This window comes from Thalassospira sp. (genome assembly GCF_002709775.1).
Lineage (GTDB): Bacteria > Pseudomonadota > Alphaproteobacteria > Rhodospirillales > Thalassospiraceae > Thalassospira.
Window position 1 is genome coordinate 1 of record NZ_PAQR01000036.1, and the last position, 21,446, is coordinate 21,446.

The window sequence follows — 21,446 nt, forward strand, 5'->3', positions numbered from 1 at the left end:
TCCGATTCCGGGTTTGAGCTTGAAGACAAGGGGGCGGTGATCCGCTTTTTGGGGAAATCCCGTCTGGTGATTTTCGACAGTGCAATGAATTCGACGGAGCAATGAGAGGGAAGTCATGATTGCGATGCCGCATCTCGCCCGCAAGACTGGAACGCTGCTGACACCCTTCATGCTAGGGGGCCTTATGCTGGGTGCGGCCGTGATTGGCCTGTCCAGTATGTCGCAAACCGCTGCGGCCAATCCGCTGGGACTGGCGCAAAACGGCAGTGGCGGACTTGAGGTCGAGTCTGATAACGGCATCGAATGGCGCCGCAATGAACAGGTCCTGATCGCACGCGGAAATGCGGTCGCCAAGCGCGGCACATCGCGCGTTGATGCCGATGAGCTCCAGGCGCTGTATCGCGATCGTGATGGCAATAGCGAGATTTACCGCATCATTGCGACCGGCAATGTCAAACTGTCATCCGATACCGATGTCGCCGTTGGCGATCGTGCCGTCTATGACATTGACGAAGCCGTGGTCGTTCTGACTGGTGAGAACCTTAAATATACCACACCCAGCGAAACGTTGACGGCGCGTGACAGCCTTGAATACTGGGAAACAGAACGGGTCGCAGTGGCGCGCGGTGACGCGGTTGCCGTATCGGAAGATCGCACCCTTCGCGGCGATGTCCTGACGGCACGCTTTGATGCCGGTCAGGCAGGCGCAAACGAGTTGCGCCGCATTGATGGACAAGGCAATGTGAATATTCGCACAGCAACTGAGTTTGTTGTCGGGGATCAGGGTGTTTATGATGCGAAAACAGGTATCGCCACCCTTATCGGATCGGTTAAGATCACCCGCGGAGAGAACCAGTTGAACGGGGATCGTGCCGTGGTCGACCTCAATACCGGGGTCAGTCGCCTGATGGCTGACGGTAATGGCGATGGCAAAACCCGCGTTCGGGGCCTTCTGGTCCCGCAAAAAGACGAAAACAACAGCCCGGCTGATGCCGGGACCGGTAACTGAGAAAGGTCGGTCATTTGTTCTGGTCGCGCAAAAGCGTAAAATCCGACAACGCAAAGGCGACAGCTGCATCGGGCAGCGCACAGCCATCTGACGGCGGGGCATCCGGCCCGCGCCTGATCACCACGAACAAGGGTCTTGTGGCGCATAACCTGGGCAAAAGCTTCAAGAAGCGCCCGGTGCTTAAAGACGTGTCTGTTTCAGTACAGCGTGGCGAGGCGGTTGGCCTTCTGGGCCCGAACGGTGCTGGCAAGACCACCAGTTTCTATATCATTACCGGCCTGATTGCCGCAGACCGTGGCACGATTTCGCTGGATGGGCGCGACATCACCATGATGCCGATGTATCAGCGCGCACGCATGGGAATCGGCTATTTGCCGCAGGAAGCCTCGATTTTCCGCGGCATGACGGTTGAACAGAACATCATGGCTGTTCTTGAAGTGGTCGAGGATGACCGCCTCAAGCGTGAACAGACTCTTGAAGACCTTCTGGCAGAATTTGCAATCGAACATTTGCGCCGCACACCGGCCCTTGCCCTTTCGGGTGGGGAACGCCGCCGTTGCGAGATTGCCCGTGCCCTTGCGGCCCATCCGAACTTTGTTCTGCTTGATGAACCACTTGCCGGGATTGACCCGATTGCAGTGGGTGATATTCGCGATCTTGTACGTCATCTGAAAGATCGTGGCATTGGGGTCTTGATTACTGACCACAATGTGCGCGAGACTCTCGACATTATTGACCGGGCATATATCTTGCATGACGGTCGGGTTTTGATGGAAGGTGGTCCTGAGGAAATCGTTCGTAACGACGATGTCCGCAGGGTTTATCTGGGCGATCGTTTCAGCCTCTGATAAGGCCGCCGGACCGTCATTGAAGTCTTGGGGGAGTTCGGATTGACACGGGGTAGTGCATAAATGGCCCTGAAGGCGCGTCTGGATCTACGCCAGTCCCAGTCACTTGTCATGACTCCCCAGCTGCAGCAGGCAATCAAGCTGCTGCAATTCAATAATATTGAGCTTTCCAATTTCATCGACAGTGAACTGATGGAAAACCCGCTGCTGGAGCGGGCCGACCCCGGTCAGACCTATGCCGAGGCCGGTGACGGTGCGGTGGGCAATGGCGATGACGGGCTTGATAGCCGATCAAGCGACAATTTTTCCGACCGCGATGACCAGTTTGGCACCGACCGCCTGACATCAAGTGAAACCATGGGCAGCGATGACGGCCCGCTCGATGTTTCAAGCGATGCGCTTTATGGCGGCGAGGGCGAAATCACCCGTAATGGCGAGCCGGTGTCGGGCAGCCATGATTATTCCGCCCCCTATGGCAGTGCGGGGGGTGCTGGCGGTGGTTCGGCCGGTGGCGATGACCTTCCGGGGCTTGAACAGACCCTGGCCGATGAAGCAACCCTGCGCCAGAGCCTTGATGATCAGCTTAACATCGCCTTTGCCGATGCCATGTCGCGCATGATCGGCAGCTACCTGATCGATATGCTTGATGAGAACGGCTATATCAGCGGCGATCTTGATGAAGTTTCCGAAGCGCTTGAATGCGACATCAAAGATGTCGAACGGGTGCTAAAAACCCTGCAGGGGTTTGATCCGGTCGGGATTTTTGCCCGTGATCTGTCGGAATGTCTGGAGCTGCAGCTGCGCGAACTCAACCGGTTTGATCCGGCGATGGCGGCATTGCTGGCAAACCTTGAATTGCTGGCCAAGCGTGACTTTGATCGCCTGCGCCGGGTTTGCGGGGTCGATTCGGATGATCTCCATGACATGATCGCCGAGATCAAAACCCTTGATCCGCGCCCGGGCAAGACCGCCGATGGTGAGATCGCAACGCCCGTGATCCCGGACGTTCTGATGCGGGCGGCGGGGAATGGCAACTGGCATCTGGAGCTTAATTCCGAGGCCTTGCCACGTGTTCTGGTCAATGAAGATTATGTGGCCCAGATCGGATCGGGCCTTAAGGGTCGCGAAGAACGCGGCTTCATGAGCGAGCGGCTTCAAAGTGCCAACTGGCTGGTCAAGGCGTTGCATCAGCGCGCCACCACCATCATGAAGGTGGCCAGCGAGATTGTCCGGCAGCAGGACGGGTTCTTTACCCACGGGGTCGGGCATCTGCGCCCGTTGATCCTGCGCGACATTGCCGAGGCGATCGGCATGCACGAAAGTACGGTTTCGCGTGTCACCAATGGTAAATTCATGTCGACCCCGCGCGGCATGTTCGAGCTGAAATACTTCTTTACCACGGCTATTTCATCTTCTGATGGTGGCGATGCCTATTCGTCCGAAGCGGTGCGCCACCGGATCAAGTCCTTGATCGACAACGAAGAACCCAAGAAGATTTTGTCGGATGACAAACTGGTTGAACTTCTGGGCAAGGAAGGGATCGACATTGCGCGTCGAACAGTGGCAAAATACCGCGAAGCGATGCGCATCCCATCGTCAGTGCAGCGTCGGCGCGAGAAAAAATCACGTGCTTCCTAGCACGATTTTATCGAAAAAAATGCACCTTAAGGTGCTGTAATTCAAGGGAACATACCCATATCTTGACTTGGTAATGACGAGGGAATATGGTGCGCCCACCTGAGCGAGGGGCACCAAACATCCACATGTACTGGTAAGTCACTCAACCGGGGATAGGCGATCCATGCAAATTACGGTTATCGGTAAGCAACTTGACGTCGGCGATGCACTTCGCCAACACGTCGTCGAGACCTTGGACCCTGCAGTAGAGAAGTATTTCGATCACGCGATCGAAGCCACGGTGACCCTCACCAAACAGGCACATCTCTATAATGCGCAGATATCGGTCCATGTCGGCAAAGGCATGATGGTTCAGGCCAAGGCATCAGCGGACGAGGTTTATCCCGCTTTTGATGCCGCCTGTGACAGAGTGGCCAAACAGTTGCGGCGTTATAAACGACGCCTGCGTGACCATCACGCGACCCGAGATCATTTTGAAGAGGCTCGCCTGGAAGCGATCCATTATGTGATCGAACAGGAAGACGAAGATCATTCGGATGATAATCACACAAACGGCTACGAACCGGTGATTGTTGCCGAGACACCCGATCGCATCGATACGCTTTCCGTTGGGGAAGCTGTCATGCGGCTCGACTTGGGGGACATTCCGGCACTGATGTTCCGGAATGGCAAACATGGCGGACTGAACGTTGTCTACCGTCGCTCGGACGGAAATATCGGATGGCTTGACCCAAACGATAGCGAAGCGAGCGGCGCGTGACAGACACAGATTCCGAGCCAAACAACGCAACGCGAAAAATGGACATATCATCTATTCTTACTCCTTCCGGAGTTATTCCGGCACTGCGTTCCGGTGCGAAGAAGGCTGTGCTTGAGGAACTTGCCGAAAAGGCCGCCGAAGTTACCGGCCGTCCTGCCAGCGAGATTTTCTCTGTCCTGCTTGACCGTGAAAAGCTTGGTAGCACCGGTGTCGGTGGCGGTGTCGCGATTCCGCATGGCAAACTCAATGATCTGGACCGCCTGTATATGGTCTTTGCCCGTGCAGGTAACCCGATCGAGTTTGATGCGGTCGACGAACATCCGGTCGATCTGTTTTGCATGCTGATTGCACCCGAAGAAGCCGGTGCAGATCATCTGAAAGCGCTGGCACGGATTTCCCGTCTGCTGCGCAATCAGGGCATGTGTGACAAGCTCCGCGGGGCCGGCTCGGCCGACGCGATCTACGCATTGCTGACCCAGGACGAGGCCGAACAGGCCGCGTGAAACGGTCAGTGAGCGGCGGGTAACCCCCGTAACAGAGACAAGATTAAAAAAAACCGGACGCCACATCAGGCGTCCGGTTTTGTTTTGGGTATCTGGTTGTGGCTGCTGGCCGGGTTTACGGCCAGCCTGATCAGGCCTCGGCGTTCTTCTTTGTGTCCTCGGCGTCTTCGGCTTCCTTGACGTTGGTCAGGCGACCGGCAAGGACCACCAGATACAGAACCGGAATGCCGATCACGGCCGTGCCGATAAAGAACCAGCTATAGCCGACACTATCGACCACCGTGCCCGAGAACCCGGCAAGGATTTTCGGAAACAGGGTCATGATCGAACTGAAGATCGCGTACTGCATGGCGGTGAACGAAATGTTGGTCAGCCCGGACAGATAGGCGATGAAGGCTGCCGTTGCCAAACCACCACACAGGTTATCGGCCATCACCACAATAATGAACATTGTAGTGTTTGCACCGATCTGGGCGAGGAAGGCGAACAGGATGTTGGAAATGGCCGCCAAAAACGCGCCAAGGAACAGGATCCTGAGCACGCCATAGCGGACTGATAGTAATCCGCCCAGGAAACTGCCGCCAATCGTCATGAACAAACCAAACGTCTTGGACACGGCGGCGATTTCTTCCTTGGAAAAGCCAAGGGCGGTATAGAACACGTTGGCCATAACACCCATGACGATGTCTGCGATGCGATAGACACCAATCAGCACCAGCACGACAATGGCCGCCTTGCCATAGCGATCAACGAAATCCTTCACCGGCGAAATATAGGCTTCCTGCACCATGCCGGTCGGGGTCAGTCCAACGCGCGTGGTCAGCCAGGCAACAAGGATGGCAAAGGCGATGGCAATCCCAAGTTTGAGCGTCCCTGCGATAAAGCCGGAAAGCTCGGTAATCATGCCACCATCTGTGAGCGAGGCACGCAGCGGATCGGTGATGTTGCCGGAATAGTAGATCGCGGCAACAAAGGCGATGACGGTGACGGCAAACATCGCCAGAAACCGGGCATAGTCCGATGTCTTGTGGAAGAACTTGCTTTCCATGCGCGGGATATCGGGTTCACTGACCAGCAGGGTCGTGATCACCCCGATACACATGGCAAGCGCCATGCAGCCATAGGCAACCGTCCAGGCGTAATGCTGATAGACGCCTTCGGCCTCAAACAGGCCGGCAATGGTCAGCGCGCCAGCCCCGGCAATTATCATGCCGATGCGATAGCCGCCGATATAGGCTGAACTCATCATCGCTTGCAGGTCGGCGTCGGCCGCCTCGATACGATAGGCATCAATGACGATGTCCTGAGTGGCTGAGGCAAAACCAAGTGCCACGGCGGCAAAGGCCATCATGGTCAGGTTTTCGGCCGGATCGGTCAGGCCCATCCACAGGATGGCGGCGATAATCGCGACCTGGGCAATGATCAGCCAGGAGCGTCTTCTGCCCATCAGGCTGTGCAGGACCGGGAAGGGCAGCCGGTCAATCAGTGGCGCCCAGACAAACTTGAAGGAATAGCCAAGGGCCGCCCAGCTGAAATAGGTCACGGTGGAGCGATCAACACCCGCTTCGCGCAGCCAGATCGACAGGGTCGAGAAAATCAGGAGGATGGGAATGCCGGCCGAAAGGCCCAGAAACAGCATCGTAATGACGCGTGGATGGATGAAGGCACCAAAGGCCGCCCCCCAGCTTCGCTTTTCCATGCTGTCCATTGATTTCCCCCGCGTTGAAATATGCTGGCATGAAGCTAGGCCAAACTGGTTAATGAAACCAAAAAAGCCCGGGTGCGGGGCAGGATGCGGGCAAGAAAAAAGGCCGATCCATCGGACCGGCCTTTTTGAATTTGGCGTGAAAGGAAGGCTTAGCCTTCTTTCTTGCGGCTTTCGCGCTTACGAACGTTCGGATCGAGGTGCAGTTTGCGGATACGCACGCTCTGCGGGGTGACTTCGACCAGTTCGTCGTCCTGAATGTAGGACAGGGCTTCTTCAAGCGACATACGGCGCGGCGGGGTCAGGGTAACAGCTTCGTCTTTGCCCGATGCACGGACGTTGGTCAACTTCTTGCCCTTGAGCACGTTGACTTCAAGATCGTTGTCACGGTTGTGCTCACCGATGATCATGCCCTGATAGACGCGTTCGCCATGTTCGATGAACATGATGCCGCGATCTTCAAGGTTAAACAGCGCATAGGCAACCGCTTCGCCCTGATCGTTGGAGATCAGCGCACCGTTACGACGGCCCGCGATGGCACCCTTGACCGGACCATAGGAATGGAACACGCGGTTCATCACACCGGTACCGCGGGTATCGGTCAGGAATTCACCGTGATAACCGATCAGGCCACGCGACGGCGCGATGAAGATGATACGGGTCTTGCCGCCACCGCTTGAGCGCATGTCGGTCATTTCGGCCTTGCGCAGGCTCATTTTCTCGACCACGACGCCGGAATATTCTTCGTCAACGTCAACCTGGACTTCTTCGAACGGCTCGGACATGACGCCGTCGACTTCCTGGAACAGAACGCGCGGACGCGAGATCGAAAGCTCAAAGCCTTCGCGGCGCATGGTTTCAACCAGAACGCCCAGCTGAAGTTCGCCACGACCGGCAACTTCGAACGCATCCTTGTCGGCGGTTTCGCCAATTTTGATGGCGATGTTGCCTTCGGCTTCGCGTTCCAGACGGGCACGGATCATGCGCGAGGTAACCTTGTCACCTTCCTGACCGGCCAGCGGCGAGTTGTTGACCGAGAAGGTCATCGCCAGGGTCGGCGGATCGATCGGCTGGCTTTCGATGGATTTGGTGACTTCGGTCGAGCAGATGGTGTCGGCCACGGTTGCTTCGGTCAGACCGGCAATCGCGATGATGTCACCAGCGACAGCTTCGTCCTGCGGGACACGTTCCAGGCCGCGGAAGCCCATCAGTTTGGACAGGCGGCCGGTTTCAACCGTGCCATCTTCGCGAAGGACCTTCACCGGCATGTTGAGTTTCGCACGGCCCTGATAGACACGGCCGGTCAGAATACGACCGAGGAAGTTATCAGCATGCAGCATGGTGGCCAGCATGGCGAACGGTGCGTTTTCATCAACGTCCGGTGCCGGAACGTGCTTGAGAACCAGCTCCATCAGCGGAGTCAGGTTTTCTTTCGGGCCTTCCGGGCTTTCAGCCGCCCAGCCGTCACGACCGGATGCATACAGAACCGGGAAGTCGAGCTGTTCTTCGGATGCTTCGAGCGATACGAACAGATCGAAAATCTCGTCGAGGACTTCTTCGGCGCGCTGGTCCGGACGGTCGATCTTGTTGATGACAACAATCGGCTTCAGACCAAGTTTCAGCGCCTTGCCGAGAACGAATTTGGTCTGCGGCATCGGGCCTTCGGCCGAGTCAACAAGCAGAACAACGCCTTCGACCATGGAAAGGATACGCTCAACCTCGCCACCGAAATCGGCGTGGCCCGGGGTATCAACGATGTTTACGCGGGTGTCGCCCCACTGAACGGCCGTCGGTTTTGCGACGATGGTAATGCCGCGTTCACGTTCCAGATCGTTGCTGTCCATGGCGCGTTCGTCGACACGCTGGTTGTCACGATAGACACCGGACTGGCGGAACATGGAATCGACCAGCGTGGTTTTGCCGTGGTCAACGTGGGCGATGATGGCGATATTGCGCAAGCTCATGGGCGCGGACTCCAGAAATAAAAATGCCGCGCGCCGGGAAACGCCCATGCGCATCGGTCAATAAGTAAGTGTTTCAAGGCCAGTAGATATTCAGCAAAACGGTTTGGGGTTGCCACACGCCGGTATCACCGGCGGGAACCCGACATCAACATATGTGCTGAATGTTTACTGGCCCGGATCGTAATCGTGCAGATATGCCCGAAGGCCGCCCTGTCATAGCCAATGTGGAGGCGAAAGGCCAGCGTTGTAAGCGCCATGTCGGGTTGATTATTCTGCAATGCGGGCTGTTTGCGCCAAACTCTGGACAAAGTCAATGCTTGTGTTGCGCTGCAGCGCTTTGCAAACCGTGCCCTTGGGCGCAAAAAAACGGGACGGCAGCCAATTGTTGCCGTCCCGTGAAATCTTTTGGATGTGGTCACGCTTTATATAAAGGCGTGATCAGATCGCCTTTGCGATCAGTTCCTTAAGATCGGCATCCGGGCGTGCGCCCATGTGCGAAATCACCTCGGCCGCACAGATCGCGCCGAGTTGACCACAGATCTCAAGGGTGTGACCCTGGGTGTACCCATACAGGAAGCCTGATGCGAACAGATCGCCGGCACCGGTGGTGTCGACGACTTTGGAGACCGGCTCGGCGCTGATTTCATAAAGCTCGTCCTGGCTTACGATCACCGCACCCTTTTCGCTGCGGGTGAGGGCCGCGACACGGCAATGCTTGCGGACTTCGGCCAGTGCTTCTTCAAAGGTTTCAACCTCATAAAGCGACTTGATCTCGTCCTCGTTGGCGAACAGGACGTCAATATGGTCATCGACCAGTTCGCGGAAGGATTCGCGGTGGCGATCAACGCAGAACGAGTCAGACAGGCTGATGGAAACCTGACGACCGGCGTCATGGGCAACCTTGGCAGCCTTGACAAAGGCATCCTTGGCTTCCGGACGATCCCACAGATAGCCTTCCATGTAGGTGACCTTGGCGGATTTGATCAGATCTTCATCAATGTCTTCCGGGCCAAGCTCGGTGCAGGCGCCAAGGAAGGTGTTCATGGTGCGGTGACCATCCGGGGTGACAAAGATCAGGCAACGCGCGGTCGGCGAACCTGCGGTGGCCGCAGCAGAATCAAATGCGACACCAATCGCACGGATATCGTGGCGGAAAACCTGACCGAGCTGATCGTCGCGCACCTTGCCGATATAGGCACCCTTGCCGCCAAGGGCTGCGATGCCGGCCATCGTGTTGCCGGCCGATCCGCCCGACATTTCAAGACCCGGTCCCATCTGTTCATACAGTGCGTCTGCACGGTCGGCATCAATCAGGGTCATGGCGTTTTTAACAAGCTCAAGACGCTCAAGGTCTTCTTCCTTGCAGTGGGCAAGGACATCGACAATGGCGTTGCCGATCCCGACGACGTCGAATTTGGTGTCGTTCATGTAGTAGTTTCCTGCGGTTATTCGGTTTGAACGGCACCGTGATGATCCCGGTAAGCCGCGCGGTACAAGGGTGGCGCAAGGCCGCCCCCGACTGCCTTCAATATGGACTGTTGCGGAGTATAGGGAATGGATTTTGCGGTGCAAGTCTTGCAACTGTTTCGTCCCCGGTCGTTTAACCCCGCCTTAACCATCAGAAAAACTACAAAAGATGTTTTTTCGGGCGATGATCGGCAAAATTCGATCTGATGGCGATCCGAAATCAAAACCAAGGGTGGAGAAAATCGCTTTTGAACTCGCCCGGCCAAAAGGGCTCGGCCGCAAACCCCCGGAAATCAACGGTTCGCGCTTTGTTTAGTCTTTTCGCAGATAACACGGTGCTTGTGGCCTGAAAATTGGCCAAAAATGCCACAACAAGCAAATTTACATGATTTTGAATCGTCAATTTGCCGATTTTGCAGGGGTGTGAAAATCCGGACAAACTGTTTTGTCTTGAAATAGATAAAATGAAGTTATGTTATATTGCTATAATTAGATATTATTGTTTATCTCTACATATCGAAATAGGCCATTTCGATGTGCGAGAGTAGAGGCGGGGCGTCATGAACGGCACGCCGCCAAACCGGGTCATTTCAGGATAGATCGGGGGAGATTCAGGGAAATCCGGGGACTACTTATCGGGGAAAAGCGGGATCGGATCGTTGCTTTTCTCTGATCCCGTGCTGTCCTCATTGATGTGGCCCGCCGTGCCAGCGTCGGTTTTGCCTTTGCTGTCCGTGTGGACGGCATCCTGGCTGAGCCGATCACGCAATTCTTCGATCACGGCTTCGATCCGGGCGCGGTGAAGGGGGTCTTCGCAGCGCTTGACGAACTGCTCAAACGCACCAAGCGCCATATGGTCCTGATCAAGGCGGGCATATAGCGCGCCAAGCTGATGCCAAAGGCCTTCATGCTCTGGCGCGATCAGCAAACTGTGCTCGACCACGCGGGTTGCGAGCTGCAATTCACCGGCCCTAAGCGCCCGTACCTTTATGTTGTTTTGAAGTCGTAACAAAATATCGATATCGGAAGACGGGCGGTAATGTTGTGGTGCCAGTTCGGCATCAAGGCCGCTAAAGGACTTCAACAATTCGCGCAGTTCGGCCGGTCCCAGGCTAATTGCGCCATGGAACGGGTCGATCATCTTGCGTTTGCCGTTGGCCTGCACGCGCAGCAGGAAATGGCCGGGGAAATCAATGCCGGTCACTGCAATGCCGCATCGTCGGGCCGCATGGATATAAAGCATGCCCAGTGCAACCGGGAGACCCCGCTTGCGCTCAATCACCTGCATCAGGTCGGCATTGGCCATGTCGTCATAGTTTTCCGCATCCCCCTGAAAACCGTTGCGCTCGGCAATGACGGTCTGCAAGGCGCGGACAACCTGATCAATGGTCGGTTCGGCTTCCTTGTCATCAACGGGTAAGGTGCGCTGATCCGTGCCATCGGTGGCAAGATCGGGTTGTAAGGTCAGCCCGGCCAGTTCAGCCCGGACCTGATCGGCAAGATCATCAAGGATGGCCAGAAACGGTGCGATGTCACGCTTATGCGTGCCGTTTGACTGATTGAGACGGGCAAAATGCAGGGCCGCCTCCGCCACGCTGGCGTCAGGCTTTTTGCCCTTGCCATAATCGACAAGCCATTGGCGATCCGGATCGCTCGGTGCTGTTATGTGGCTTACGGTACTGATGGTTCAGGTTCCTTGTCGGATGGCGTCGTCTTTCAGGCGGATGTGACTGACAACCCGTTTGACATAACTGGTGTCGCGGGCATGTGAAATCACGCGGCTGCGTTCAAGGTCGTCCTGGGCAATGCCCATCAGGTGGACGGTGCCATTGACGGTTTCAACGCTGTAATTGATCGCGAAAACATCGCCATCAAACATCAAGGCGGTTTTGATCTTTGTGGTGATCAACAGATCGCTCGCACTGTCGACGAACGTCATGCTGTCACCGATCTCGATCTCGTTATGAACACTTTTGACCCCGTCAACCTGCCAGCTAAGCCGTACGGCTTCAAGCTGATCGGTGACGGTGGGCACTTGCCCGGCCAAAAGAACTTCGCCTTCAACCACTTCAATCTCGATATCGAGAAACAGTTTTTCGTCCTGTGCCAGAAACTTCTGCCAGATCTGGGCGGTGATAGCCGTATCGCTGACCGCGCCGTCAAACCCGCGTTCCTGAAAAGCTGCAACCCCGGCGGTCGCGCCAGCTCCGAGTACAACGGATGCAGGTGTGCATCCCGAAAGCGGCAAAATGCACATACCCGTCAGAAGAAGTGCCTTGGCAAAGCCAAGTGGTCGATTGACCATTCTTTTTGATGACATTTACGGATGTCTCGCCCAGTTCCCCCAGTCTCTGGACTTAATATTCGCGCGTGGGGGTTAAAGAGTTTTAAAATCTGCACCGCTTTATCAGCAAAAATGCATTTTTCTGCAGATTCGTGACCGGGCTAGCTGGCAGAGAACTGCGATCAGTGGGTTTTGCCGGCAAACAATTCTGTCCAGCGCCCCGGCGATACGCCATAGGTTTGGCGGAAATGCCGGTTGAAATGGCTTTGATCGGCAAAGCCGGTTTCGGCCGCGATCCCGGCAAGCGGCTGGTGAAGTGCCATCAGTGCGCGGGCCTTTTGCAATCGGCGCATCATCAAATAGCGATAGGGTGTCGTCCCGAAGCGCGCCCGGAAATGCCGGATCAGGCGAAAGCGATCCATATCGGCAACCTGTTCAAGCTCGTCAGATTGCACCGGGCGGTCAAAGTTATCTTCAAGGAACGCCCGGACCTGATCCATGCGTTCGCTGGCGGTAAAGCGCGGACGCTTCAGCGGGGTCTTGGCGTGCAGTGACAGGCGCTGGGCAATGTCGCCGACAAACTGATCACGCAACAGCGGATCCATATCGCGTTCAAGCTCGCCAAGGGCAGAGGCCATGATTGACCACAGAGCCGGGTCCTGAATGACCGGTTCGCCGACAAAGGGCAGGGGGTCGGCTTCGTGATCAAGGCCCGAACGCAACAAGGCCGGTTCAAGATAGAGCATGCGATATTGCAAGCCATCATCGGTCCCCGCCCCGCCGTCATGCAGCTCGTCAGGGTGCAAGATGATCACGTTGCCCGGGTTGCTGGCGCGAAATTCACCACGGTAGTTAAAGGTCTGAACGCCTTGCATCGTGATGCCCAGCGCATAGGTATCGTGGCGATGCGGGGTGAACATATTGCCGTAAAACAGGGCTTCGATCCGTTCGATCCCGGGTGCGGTCGGGGCGGCAACGAACCGTTCGCGCTTTTTGCACAAACGTTCAATACCGCGATCATCTGGCTGGTCTATTGCTTCTTTCATTACCGGATCATCTGACCGACTGGAGGAAGGAAATGTTTGATACCAAAGTCGCCCTGATTTTGCGCAATGATCTTGAAACTTGGCAATCCCTGAATGTCACGGCGTTTTTGATGAGCGGCATTGTTGCCCAGACGCCCGACATTATTGGTGCGCCCTATATTGACGCCAACCAGAATGTCTATAACCCGCTATCGCGCCAACCGGCCATCGTTTTGGCGGCAGACGGCGACACGATAACGAAAATTCATCAGCGCGCCCTGAATCGTGGTGTGCGGGTCTCGGCCTATATCGAGGAGATGTTTTCGACCGGCCATGACGAGGCCAATCGCGATGTGTTTGCCAAGGCCGATCCGGAAAACGCCCGATTTGTCGGTCTTGGCATTCACGCTGATAAGCGCAGTGTCGATAAAATCACCAAGGGTGCGAAGATGCATCCCTGACGCTCATGCCGGTCGGCAGGCTTCGGCCTTTACGAAACCTGCCAGGCATTTCTGAGATGCTCCAACCGCCCCCAGCGACCAACAATCATCAGATCAAGGCGAAGATCACCCGCATGGCCGATATTGCCCGCGTAAGCTTCGAGCGCGCGGGCAATACGGTTTTGTTGCTTGGGGGTGATGGCATGCAGGGCGGTTGTGCGATCGGTGCGATTTTTGACCTCAACCGCGATCAGGATATTTCCGCGCTTGGCGATGATGTCGATTTCACCGACCGGGCTTTTATGGCGGCTTGCGAGAATGCGATAGCCTTTTAGACGTAACCAAAGAGCACAGAGTGTTTCAGCCCGCCGTCCAGCCTTTTCCGCCCGCTTGCGGCTTGATGTGTCATCAGGCAAGGAACGGGGTCGGGCCATGGTCAGTCCGGGTCCGATTTGGCGAGTTCAAGCGCGCGATTATAAAGGTCACGCTTCTTAAGGCCGGTTTCTTTTGCCAGGATATCGGCGGCCTCCTTGGTGCGGTGGGTTTTGATTAACTCGCTCAGGCGTGCGTCAATATCCTCGGCACTTGGTTCGTTGTCGCTGGCATCTGCCGGGCCGACAATCACCACAATCTCGCCCTTCGGCGCGCCGGTCTCATCATAATGGGCGGCGAGATCGGCCAATGTGCCGTTGCGGACTTCTTCAAACATCTTGGTCAGTTCGCGAGTCACGGCGGCTTCGCGTGTGCCGCCCAGCGTTTCGGCCATATCGGCAATGCTTGCGGCCAGGCGTTTGGGGCTTTCAAGAAAGATCAGGCTGCCCGGGATCGGTGCAAACCGCGCCAGTTCCTTTTTACGCGCCATGGATTTCGGCGGCAGGAACCCGGCATAAAAGAAATGATCGCTCGGCAATCCCGACAGGATCAGGGCCACAATCGGCGATGCCGCACCCGGGGCGGCGGTGACGTTAAAGCCTTCTTCCTTGCAATCACGCACCAGCTTATAGCCCGGATCATTGATCAAGGGTGTGCCAGCGTCGGAAATCAGTGCCAGTCCCTGACCCTTGCCAAGACGGTCCATGATTTCGGGGCGCATGCGCGCGGCATTATGTTCGTGATAGGCGATTCGCTTGGTTTTTACGCCATAACGCGACAGCAATTTGCCCGACGTTCTTGTGTCTTCGCACAGGATCACATCGGCGCGTTTAAGAATTTCGAGCGCTCTGAACGTAATATCGCCCAAATTTCCGATTGGAGTAGCGACAAGATAAAGACCAGCTGAAAGCGGCAAATGGCTTTCATCATGTTTACTTGCATCCTCGCCCGCATTACCCTGCGGACGAAACGACTTATCTGGAGGTGAGAGTGGGTTGTCCGAAACGTCATCCGTCAAAGAACCGGATGCAGAAAGAGGCGCTGCCAAGTCAGGCGTTGTCAGATCAGGATCGGTTTTCGGATCTATTTCCGGCTTGGGGCCGGATCGCGCGCCGGACGGCATCTGTGGTTGTCCTCTCTCTCGGGCTGAGCGCATGTAATGCGACCACGAGTATCACGGACCTTTTCGGCATGCAACGTGATGGGGCCCCGGTTCAAAGTGCAAATCAGCCCGGCCAGAACACCGTTGATCCGAACAGTGCGCCTGATCAGGGCCTGATCCCCGATGCCAATCCATGGCCAAGTGAAGCCGCCCTGCCTGAAGGCGAGGGGGCTGAGCTTCCGATGCTTTATAACGATGATGCGGCCGTCTTTGAAAAGCGGGTGGCGCTTTTGCTGCCGCTTTCGGGCCAGCATGGCGAGCTTGGCCGGGCGATGCGTCATGCCGCAGAACTGGCCATGTTTGATATTGCCGGCGATGACTTCATCCTGATGCCGATTGATACGGCCGGGACCTATCAGGGTGGGCAGAACGCCGCGCGTGAGGCAGTCGATGCGGGGGCCAAGATGATCCTGGGCCCGCTCTTTGCCGAATCGGTTAGTGGTGCCAGCGAAGTGGCCAAATCGGCCAATGTGCCGGTGGTGGCCTTTTCCAATAACCGTCGGGTGGCGGAAAGTGGTGTTTGGGTCAATGGCCTGATCCCCGAAGACCAGATTGCGCGTGCGGCGGGCTATGCGACGACACAGGGGCGTTATCGCTTTGCAGCCCTTCTGCCGCAAAATGATTATGGCCGTCAGATCGCAAGCGGTCTGAATAACGTTGTTTCTCGGGTCGGCGGCAGCCTTGGCCGAGTGGCGTTCTATCAGCCCGGCTCCGACGAATTGCAGCAAACCATTCGCGATTTTGCCAATTACGATGCACGCCGTGCAAACCTTCGCGCCCACAAGGCCCAGCTTGAAGCCGATGGCAGTGCCGGCTCGAAACGGGCGCTGCGCCGTCTTGAAGGGGTCGACACTTTTGGCGAGCTTGATTTTGATGCCTTGATCCTGCCGGCAACGGGGGGCGAGTTGCGTCAGGTCTCCTCGCTTCTGGCCTATTACGATATTGATCCGTCAGTCGTTCAGTTTATTGGCACGTTCGGTTGGAACGATCCGGGCCTGTTTGCCGAACCGGCCCTTAAGGGCGGGATTTTTGCCGCACCCAACCCGGAAAACTGGGAACTGTTTGCTGCGCGCTTTGAGCGCACCTTTGGCAGTCAGCCGCCGCGTATCTCAAGCCTTGCCTATGACAGCACGGCTTTGGCGGCCCTGATGGCGCGTGATGAAAATAATATGAGCCAGCAAACCCTGACCAATCCGGGGGGCTTTGTCGGTGTGGATGGTATTTTCCGCCTGACGCCGGATGGGCAGTCTGAACGCGGCTACGCCATCATGCAAATCCAGCCGGAAGGGGCGCAGGTGGTGGCACCGGCCCCGGCAAGCTTTGATCTGGTTTTCTGATCAGAAACGCCTGAAACGCTTAATTTCACAACGCCTGCCGGGTTATGCCTCGGCAGGCGTTTTGTCTTTGTAATTGCACAGATCATTGACGATGCAGTCGCCACAACGCGGCTTGCGCGCCTTGCAGATATAGCGCCCATGCAGGATCAGCCAGTGATGGGCATGGGTCATGAAGCGCGCCGGGACCTTTTTCAAAAGTGCCTTTTCAACGGCCAGAACCGTCTTGCCGTTGGCCATGCCGGTCCTATTACCCAGCCGGAAAATGTGGGTGTCAACCGCCATGGTATGCTCGCCCCAGGCGATGTTGCGCACGACATTGGCGGTTTTGCGCCCGACACCGGGCAATTCTTCCAGCGCTTCCTGATCGTTGGGAACGATCCCGCCATGTTTCTCGACAAGGATCCTGGCGGCTGCCATGACATTCTTGGCCTTGCCGCGATAAAGCCCGATGGTCTTGATGTGCTCGATCAGCGTCTCTTCACCAAGATCCAGCATATCCTGCGGGGTTTCGACGATCTGAAACAGCTTCTTGGTCGCTTTGTTGACCCCGACATCGGTCGCCTGTGCTGACAAAGCAACCGCCACCAGAAGGGTATAGGGATTGGTGTAATCCAGCTCCCCCTTCGGTTCCGGATCGGCATCGGACAGACGCTGGAAAAACTCTTCGATGGCGGCTTTGTTCATCGGGCGGGCCATGGACTGCAATCTCTTTTTATGTATCGATATTTGCGGCGGGGCATGTTGCTGATGCTTATCCCCTGATCCGATCTCTTCTTCGCAAACTATATAAACGGTGAGGTTTGAAAAATCGAATTTTGATTGCAGCTGGGCTGTAGCCCGGCGCACAATTCGATATCCAGCAACAGGTAATTCAAATGCCAAACGTGCCGCGTTCAGCAAAACCGATCTTTCGGGTGGATCTGTTTCCGCCGCGATCGCTGTCGCGCCGGGCTGCTCGGAATATTGTGCTGTTTCTGACAGCCCTGACCACGACCATCGGGTTTATCTTCTGGTCGGTCGGTGCCTGGCCGGTGATCGGGTTCCTGGGGCTTGATGTGATCTTGCTGTCGCTGGCGTTTTATTTCAGCTTCCGATCTGCCCGCCAGGAAGAGCGCATTGAACTGGCTCCGGGCAATCTTCGGGTGACACGGATTTCGGTGCGCGGAGAGCGTCAGGAATTTGATTTCCAGCCCTATTGGCTGCGCGTGGTCCTCGAACGTGGTGAGGATGAACAAGCGACCCTTTTCCTGCGCACACATGGCAAAAGTCTCGAAATTGCGCGTTTTCTAGGTGCCGATGAAAAGGAAAGTCTTGCGATCAAGCTTGAGACTGTCTTGCGCCAAACTCGCTGCAATCCTGCCGATATTCCGATCTGAGTCCTGTGGTCTGACTGTTTTGCAACCCGGTTATGAGACAATTTGAAACCTTGGCCCAAGCCCGGTTTCGCGTCCGAAAAAACGGTGATTTTTCGTGATTTTGCCGGTTTGGTCGGGCTCTGATAGGGTTGATCGGGCCAAATTTGCGGTTTGAAGGGAAAAAAAACAGCCAAGATTCCCCACTTTGACCGCTTGCGACTTTGTGGCGACTTTCATATATAGGTTCGCGGGGTAACGAAGAGCCCCCAGAAAAATTACGTGTATTACAACCATTGGTCCCAGGAGGTCCTGCGCGGCGCTTCATTTCGGAGGCTGCGGGACGGACCGGCCGCTAAAAGAGGAACTTACTATGGGTAAGATTATTGGTATCGACCTTGGCACCACCAACTCGTGCGTAGCAGTCATGGACGGCAAAGAAGGCCGCGTGATTGAAAACAGCGAAGGTGCTCGTACCACTCCGTCAATGGTCGCTTTCACCGATGATGGTGAGCGCCTTGTCGGTCAGCCGGCGAAACGCCAGGCTGTCACCAACCCGGAAAACACCCTGTTTGCCATCAAACGTCTGATCGGCCGTCGCTACGGCGACCCGGAAGTCGAAAAAGACAAAGACCTCGTTCCGTACAAAATCGTTTCGGGCGAGAACGGCGACGCATGGGTTGAAGTCAATGGCGAGAAAATGGCCCCGAGCCAGATCGCAGCCATGGTGCTTCAGAAAATGAAGGAAACCGCCGAAGGCCATCTTGGCGAGCCGGTAACCGAAGCCGTGATTACCGTTCCGGCATACTTCAACGATTCCCAGCGCCAGGCGACCAAAGACGCCGGCAAGATTGCGGGTCTTGAAGTCAAACGTATCATCAACGAGCCGACTGCAGCAGCGCTGGCTTATGGCCTGGACAAGAAAGACGGCGGCACCGTGGTCGTTTATGACCTTGGTGGTGGTACCTTTGACGTGTCGGTTCTGGAAATCGGCGATGGCGTTTTCGAAGTTAAATCGACCAACGGTGACACCTTCCTTGGTGGTGAAGACTTCGACAAACAGATCATTGATTACCTTGCTGACGAGTTCAAAAAGGAACAGCAGATCGACCTGCGCAAGGACCGTCTGGCCCTGCAGCGTCTGAAAGAAGCTGCCGAGAAAGCCAAGATCGAGCTTTCCTCGTCGATGCAGACCGATGTCAACCTGCCGTTCATCACCGCAGACGCATCCGGCCCGAAACATCTCAACATCAAGCTGTCGCGTGCGAAGCTTGAAGGTCTGGTGGGCGATCTGATCGAACGCACCATGACCCCGTGTAAAGCGGCCCTGAAAGACGCCGGTATCACCGCAGGTGAAATCGACGACGTCATTCTGGTCGGTGGTATGACCCGTATGCCGAAGGTTCAGGAACGCGTTAAAGAGTTCTTTGGCCGTGATCCGCACAAAGGTGTGAACCCGGATGAGGTTGTTGCCCTTGGTGCCGCGATTCAGGGTGGTGTCCTGCAGGGTGACGTCAAAGACGTTCTTCTGCTTGATGTGACCCCGCTGTCGCTTGGTATCGAGACGCTCGGTGGTGTCTTCACCCGCCTGATCGACCGTAACACCACGATCCCGACCCGCAAGTCGCAGACCTTCTCGACCGCTGAAGACAATCAGACGGCCGTGACCATCCGCGTCTTCCAGGGTGAACGTGAAATGGCGGCCGACAACAAGATGCTTGGCCAGTTCGATCTGGTTGGTATCCCGCCGGCACCGCGCGGTGTTCCGCAGATTGAAGTGACCTTTGACATTGATGCCAACGGTATCGTCAACGTGTCTGCCAAGGACAAGGCGACCAACAAGGAACAGCAGATCCGCATTCAGGCATCTGGTGGTCTTTCCGACGACGAGATCGAAAACATGGTCAAGGACGCGGAAAGCAACGCCGAAGCCGACAAGAAGCGTAAAGCCCTTGTGGAAGCCCGCAACCAGGCAGAAGCCATCATCCACGCCACCGAAAAGAACCTTTCGGAGCATGGTGACAAGGTTGACGACGCGACCAAGTCGGAAATCGAAAACGCCCTGTCGGCTTTGAAAGAAGCCAAGGACGGTGAAGATGCTGAAGCCATCACCACCAAGCTGAACGAACTGCAGCAGGCCTCGATGAAACTTGGCGAAGCCATGTATCAGGCTCAGCAGGAAGAAGCTGGCGACGGTGAAGCGGCAGAAGCCGATGCCTCTGCACAGGCCGACGACGGTGTTGTTGACGCCGACTTCGAAGAAGTCGATGACAACAAAAAAGACAAGTAAGGCGACCGCAGAGGTCGTCTTGAACGACGCCCTGTAAAGAAAAATCGGGCCGTTCCGGACGCAAGGATTTGCTGGAACGGCCCGACCGTATTTCGGAGTTACAGATGGCGAAAGAAGATTATTACGAGCTGCTGGGTGTCAGCAAAGATGCCAGCGCAGCCGAGCTGAAAAGCGCCTATCGCAAGCAAGCCATGAAATATCACCCGGATAAAAACCCGGGCGATACCGAAGCAGAAGTCAAATTCAAACAGGTTAACGAAGCCTACGAAGTCCTGAAGGATCAGGAAAAACGTGCGGCCTATGACCGCTTTGGCCACGCTGCTTTTGAACAGGGCGGCCCCGGTGGCGGAGGCGGCTTTGGTGGCGGCTTCGGCGGTGGATTTGGCGGCGGCGGTTTTGCCGATGTCTTTGACGAGATCTTTGGCGCCATGGGCGGCGGACGTCGCGGTGGTGGCGGTGGATCGTCCCGTGGGGCGGATCTGCGCTACAACATGGCGATCACGCTTGAAGAAGCATTCGAAGGCAAGAAGGCCGAAATTACCATTCCCGGATCGGTCCAGTGCGACGAATGTGACGGAACCGGCGCAGAACCCGGTTCCCAGCCGGTTACCTGCCCGACCTGTAACGGTCATGGCAAGGTTCGCGCACAGCAGGGCTTCTTTACCATTGAACGCACCTGCCCGAGCTGTCATGGCAAGGGCAAGATGGTCAAAAACCCGTGCAAGGCTTGTCACGGGGTTGGCCGCGTTGAAAAGGAAAAGACCCTTCAGGTCACCATTCCGGCCGGTGTCGAAGACGGCACGCGCATTCGCCTTGCGGGCGAGGGCGAGGCGGGCACCAATGGTGCACCTCCGGGCGATCTGTATATCTTCCTTGATATTCAGCATCACCGCTTCTTCCAGCGCGAAAGTGCCAACCTTTATTGCCGGATTCCGATCCCGATGAGCAAGGCTGCCCTTGGTGGCACCATCGAGGTCCCGACGATCGAAGGCACGCGTACGCGGATCAATATCCCGGCGGGCACACAGTCCGGCCAACAGCTTCGTCTGCGCGGCAAGGGCATGACCATCCTGCGCAGCCAGGCACGCGGTGACATGTTTGTCGAAGTCAGCGTCGAAACCCCGGTCAATCTGACAGACCGTCAGAAAGAACTGCTTGAGGAATTCGACGAGATTTCGCGCGAAGAAGGTTCGCACCCGGAAAGCGAAGGGTTCTTCTCCAAGATGAAAGAAATCTGGAAAGACCTGACCGACTAAGTCTTTGAGCAGGTGTTTTTGCCAAGAACTTTAA

Annotated in this window: 19 protein-coding genes; 10 read left to right on the forward strand and 9 right to left on the reverse strand. The window is 56.2% G+C overall.

Features of this window, described 5'->3' with window-relative positions:
* The first annotated feature begins 115 nt into the window (after positions 1-115).
* The 5 genes from CMO10_RS13400 (at position 116) to ptsN (ending at position 4,758) form a co-directional block, all read left to right on the forward strand.
* Positions 116-1,009: an LptA/OstA family protein gene (locus tag CMO10_RS13400; protein ID WP_297023022.1), complete on the forward strand. Its 894-nt coding sequence runs from the start codon at positions 116-118 to the stop codon at positions 1,007-1,009.
* Between the two features lie 14 nt (positions 1,010-1,023).
* Complete coding sequence (gene lptB / locus CMO10_RS13405; RefSeq protein WP_044829849.1) at positions 1,024-1,857, forward strand: LPS export ABC transporter ATP-binding protein; 834 nt, start codon at positions 1,024-1,026, stop codon at positions 1,855-1,857.
* A gap of 63 nt (positions 1,858-1,920) precedes the next feature.
* Positions 1,921-3,495, forward strand: coding sequence for an RNA polymerase factor sigma-54 (gene rpoN / locus CMO10_RS13410; protein WP_297023026.1), 1,575 nt, complete (start codon positions 1,921-1,923; stop codon positions 3,493-3,495).
* Between the two features lie 163 nt (positions 3,496-3,658).
* Positions 3,659-4,255, forward strand: a complete 597-nt coding sequence (gene hpf / locus CMO10_RS13415) for a ribosome hibernation-promoting factor, HPF/YfiA family (RefSeq protein WP_044829847.1) — start codon at positions 3,659-3,661, stop codon at positions 4,253-4,255.
* Between the two features lie 38 nt (positions 4,256-4,293).
* Complete coding sequence (ptsN, locus tag CMO10_RS13420; RefSeq protein WP_044829846.1) at positions 4,294-4,758, forward strand: PTS IIA-like nitrogen regulatory protein PtsN; 465 nt, start codon at positions 4,294-4,296, stop codon at positions 4,756-4,758.
* Between the two features lie 130 nt (positions 4,759-4,888).
* Here the strand turns inward: ptsN and CMO10_RS13425 are convergent, their stop codons facing one another.
* From CMO10_RS13425 to CMO10_RS13450, 6 genes are all read right to left on the reverse strand, one after another.
* On the reverse strand, positions 4,889-6,466 hold the full coding sequence (locus CMO10_RS13425; RefSeq protein WP_297023031.1) for an AmpG family muropeptide MFS transporter: 1,578 nt from the start codon (positions 6,464-6,466) through the stop codon (positions 4,889-4,891).
* A gap of 149 nt (positions 6,467-6,615) precedes the next feature.
* The gene (gene typA, locus CMO10_RS13430) at positions 6,616-8,427 is read right to left on the reverse strand and encodes a translational GTPase TypA (RefSeq protein WP_297023034.1); all 1,812 of its coding nucleotides are present in this window, start codon (positions 8,425-8,427) and stop codon (positions 6,616-6,618) included.
* A 438-nt stretch (positions 8,428-8,865) separates the two neighbouring features.
* On the reverse strand, positions 8,866-9,855 hold the full coding sequence (locus tag CMO10_RS13435) for an adenosine kinase (RefSeq protein ID WP_297023038.1): 990 nt from the start codon (positions 9,853-9,855) through the stop codon (positions 8,866-8,868).
* A 667-nt stretch (positions 9,856-10,522) separates the two neighbouring features.
* Positions 10,523-11,488, reverse strand: coding sequence for a SirB1 family protein (locus tag CMO10_RS13440; protein ID WP_297023041.1), 966 nt, complete (start codon positions 11,486-11,488; stop codon positions 10,523-10,525).
* Between the two features lie 93 nt (positions 11,489-11,581).
* The gene (locus tag CMO10_RS13445; RefSeq protein WP_297023044.1) at positions 11,582-12,214 is read right to left on the reverse strand and encodes a BON domain-containing protein; all 633 of its coding nucleotides are present in this window, start codon (positions 12,212-12,214) and stop codon (positions 11,582-11,584) included.
* 146 nt (positions 12,215-12,360) lie between these two features.
* Entirely contained in the window at positions 12,361-13,224 is an 864-nt protein-coding gene (locus CMO10_RS13450; RefSeq protein ID WP_297023046.1) for an AraC family transcriptional regulator, read from the reverse strand.
* A 32-nt stretch (positions 13,225-13,256) separates the two neighbouring features.
* On the opposite strand from CMO10_RS13450, the gene CMO10_RS13455 reads away from it, so the two are divergent.
* On the forward strand, positions 13,257-13,664 hold the full coding sequence (locus tag CMO10_RS13455; protein WP_297023049.1) for a DUF2000 family protein: 408 nt from the start codon (positions 13,257-13,259) through the stop codon (positions 13,662-13,664).
* 29 nt (positions 13,665-13,693) lie between these two features.
* Here the strand turns inward: CMO10_RS13455 and CMO10_RS13460 are convergent, their stop codons facing one another.
* Together CMO10_RS13460 and rsmI are read right to left on the reverse strand one after the other, a co-directional pair.
* Entirely contained in the window at positions 13,694-14,077 is a 384-nt protein-coding gene (locus tag CMO10_RS13460; protein WP_297023050.1) for a YraN family protein, read from the reverse strand.
* 2 nt (positions 14,078-14,079) lie between these two features.
* Entirely contained in the window at positions 14,080-15,138 is a 1,059-nt protein-coding gene (gene rsmI, locus CMO10_RS13465; protein WP_297023053.1) for a 16S rRNA (cytidine(1402)-2'-O)-methyltransferase, read from the reverse strand.
* Between the two features lie 68 nt (positions 15,139-15,206).
* Between rsmI and CMO10_RS13470 the strand changes: the two genes are divergently transcribed.
* Positions 15,207-16,514, forward strand: coding sequence for a penicillin-binding protein activator (locus CMO10_RS13470; RefSeq protein ID WP_297023056.1), 1,308 nt, complete (start codon positions 15,207-15,209; stop codon positions 16,512-16,514).
* 42 nt (positions 16,515-16,556) lie between these two features.
* On the opposite strand, the gene nth is transcribed toward CMO10_RS13470, so the two are convergent.
* Complete coding sequence (gene nth / locus CMO10_RS13475; protein ID WP_297023124.1) at positions 16,557-17,198, reverse strand: endonuclease III; 642 nt, start codon at positions 17,196-17,198, stop codon at positions 16,557-16,559.
* Positions 17,199-17,389: 191 nt separating this feature from the next.
* Here nth and CMO10_RS13480 point away from each other — a divergent pair, with 191 nt between their 5' ends.
* The 3 genes from CMO10_RS13480 (at position 17,390) to dnaJ (ending at position 21,412) form a co-directional block, all read left to right on the forward strand.
* On the forward strand, positions 17,390-17,890 hold the full coding sequence (locus tag CMO10_RS13480) for a DUF2244 domain-containing protein (RefSeq protein WP_297023058.1): 501 nt from the start codon (positions 17,390-17,392) through the stop codon (positions 17,888-17,890).
* A 349-nt stretch (positions 17,891-18,239) separates the two neighbouring features.
* A complete protein-coding gene (gene dnaK / locus CMO10_RS13485) occupies positions 18,240-20,156 on the forward strand; it encodes a molecular chaperone DnaK (protein ID WP_044829835.1) in 1,917 nt (638 codons plus the stop codon).
* Between the two features lie 104 nt (positions 20,157-20,260).
* Complete coding sequence (dnaJ, locus tag CMO10_RS13490; RefSeq protein WP_297023060.1) at positions 20,261-21,412, forward strand: molecular chaperone DnaJ; 1,152 nt, start codon at positions 20,261-20,263, stop codon at positions 21,410-21,412.
* Positions 21,413-21,446 lie beyond the last annotated feature (34 nt).

What these genes read in the sequence shown, in the direction of transcription:
- CMO10_RS13480 (WP_297023058.1), top strand. Translation starts at nt 17,390, where the DNA reads ATGCCAAACGTGCCGCGTTCAGCAAAACCGATCTTTCGGGTGGATCTG.
- CMO10_RS13460 (WP_297023050.1), bottom strand. Translation starts at nt 14,077, where the DNA reads ATGGCCCGACCCCGTTCCTTGCCTGATGACACATCAAGCCGCAAGCGG.
- ptsN (WP_044829846.1), top strand. Translation starts at nt 4,294, where the DNA reads ATGGACATATCATCTATTCTTACTCCTTCCGGAGTTATTCCGGCACTG.
- nth (WP_297023124.1), bottom strand. Translation starts at nt 17,198, where the DNA reads ATGAACAAAGCCGCCATCGAAGAGTTTTTCCAGCGTCTGTCCGATGCC.
- CMO10_RS13400 (WP_297023022.1), top strand. Translation starts at nt 116, where the DNA reads ATGATTGCGATGCCGCATCTCGCCCGCAAGACTGGAACGCTGCTGACA.
- CMO10_RS13425 (WP_297023031.1), bottom strand. Translation starts at nt 6,466, where the DNA reads ATGGACAGCATGGAAAAGCGAAGCTGGGGGGCGGCCTTTGGTGCCTTC.
- CMO10_RS13445 (WP_297023044.1), bottom strand. Translation starts at nt 12,214, where the DNA reads ATGTCATCAAAAAGAATGGTCAATCGACCACTTGGCTTTGCCAAGGCA.
- dnaK (WP_044829835.1), top strand. Translation starts at nt 18,240, where the DNA reads ATGGGTAAGATTATTGGTATCGACCTTGGCACCACCAACTCGTGCGTA.
- rsmI (WP_297023053.1), bottom strand. Translation starts at nt 15,138, where the DNA reads ATGCCGTCCGGCGCGCGATCCGGCCCCAAGCCGGAAATAGATCCGAAA.
- CMO10_RS13435 (WP_297023038.1), bottom strand. Translation starts at nt 9,855, where the DNA reads ATGAACGACACCAAATTCGACGTCGTCGGGATCGGCAACGCCATTGTC.
- typA (WP_297023034.1), bottom strand. Translation starts at nt 8,427, where the DNA reads ATGAGCTTGCGCAATATCGCCATCATCGCCCACGTTGACCACGGCAAA.
- CMO10_RS13455 (WP_297023049.1), top strand. Translation starts at nt 13,257, where the DNA reads ATGTTTGATACCAAAGTCGCCCTGATTTTGCGCAATGATCTTGAAACT.
- CMO10_RS13450 (WP_297023046.1), bottom strand. Translation starts at nt 13,224, where the DNA reads ATGAAAGAAGCAATAGACCAGCCAGATGATCGCGGTATTGAACGTTTG.
- CMO10_RS13470 (WP_297023056.1), top strand. Translation starts at nt 15,207, where the DNA reads ATGCAACGTGATGGGGCCCCGGTTCAAAGTGCAAATCAGCCCGGCCAG.
- dnaJ (WP_297023060.1), top strand. Translation starts at nt 20,261, where the DNA reads ATGGCGAAAGAAGATTATTACGAGCTGCTGGGTGTCAGCAAAGATGCC.
- rpoN (WP_297023026.1), top strand. Translation starts at nt 1,921, where the DNA reads ATGGCCCTGAAGGCGCGTCTGGATCTACGCCAGTCCCAGTCACTTGTC.
- hpf (WP_044829847.1), top strand. Translation starts at nt 3,659, where the DNA reads ATGCAAATTACGGTTATCGGTAAGCAACTTGACGTCGGCGATGCACTT.